This is a genomic window from Alkalihalobacillus deserti, from assembly GCF_020734105.1.
GTDB classification, from domain to species: Bacteria; Bacillota; Bacilli; order Bacillales; family Bacillaceae_D; genus Halalkalibacter; species Halalkalibacter deserti.
This window is the reverse complement of the sequence record NZ_JAJAFR010000070.1, coordinates 1-932: the sequence shown is the minus strand read 5'-3', so window position 1 is coordinate 932 and position 932 is coordinate 1. Positions and strand designations below refer to the sequence as shown.

Sequence of the window (932 nt, the reverse complement as noted above, 5' to 3'; positions counted from 1 at the left end):
GTCAGCAGAGGTCATAGTAGTCCAATGGATGAAGGACCGAACAATAAGAATCTCGGAACTAATGGAGGTGAGAAGTATGCATCGACCACAGAAAACATCAAAAGATGGCTACCCGCTAGAACATAAGGTGGAACCTGAACATACAGCGGCAGCGTGCAGTATACTTCACGCTGAACCTAGAAGAAGAGATGGTGAATGTTCAGAATTGATAAGCGGAATTATTGATCGAGACAATCTCAATAGGGCTTATAAGAGAGTCAAGAAGAACAGAGGAAAACCTGGGATAGATGGAATGACGGTAGACAAATTGCCACTATTCTTAGCCAAAGAGAGCAGGTCTCTTGTGCTTTCCATTAAAGATGGAACATACGAACCACAACCCGTTAAACGGGTTGAAATTCCAAAACCGGATGGTTCAAAAAGAAAACTAGGAATCCCAACGGTCAAAGACCGACTTGTCCAACAAGCGATTCTTCAAGTGATTGAAAAATGGATCAATCCCCACTTCTCTGAAAACAGTTTTGGCTTCCGTCCAAACCGAAGTGCTCACGACGCAATTGGAAAAGCAAAACAGTACTACGAAGAAGGGTACCGATACGTGGTAGACATCGATATGAAGCAGTATTTCGATACAGTCAACCATGACAAACTCATGTACCATGTAAAGGAATTTATTCAAGACCCAACAGTGCTTAAACTCATTCGTAAATTCTTGCGAAGTGGCATTATGATTGGTGAAAAATATGAGCCAAGCGAGATTGGAACTCCTCAAGGAGGAAATCTATCTCCGCTTCTTAGTAACATCTATCTTCACCAACTTGACTTAGAACTAGAAAGACGTGGACATAAATTTATCCGCTACGCGGATGACTGTAACATCTACGTGAAAAGTAAAAGGGCAGGCGAGAGAGTACTAAAAAGCATCACGAAAT

Annotated in this window: 1 protein-coding gene; it reads left to right on the top strand. The window is 42.0% G+C overall.

Features of this window, described 5'->3' with window-relative positions; all coding sequences use genetic code 11:
- Window positions 1-76: 76 nt before the first annotated feature.
- The coding region (gene ltrA, locus LDX58_RS25675; protein WP_227940482.1) for a group II intron reverse transcriptase/maturase at window positions 77-932 on the top strand (856 nt) is incomplete at its 3' end.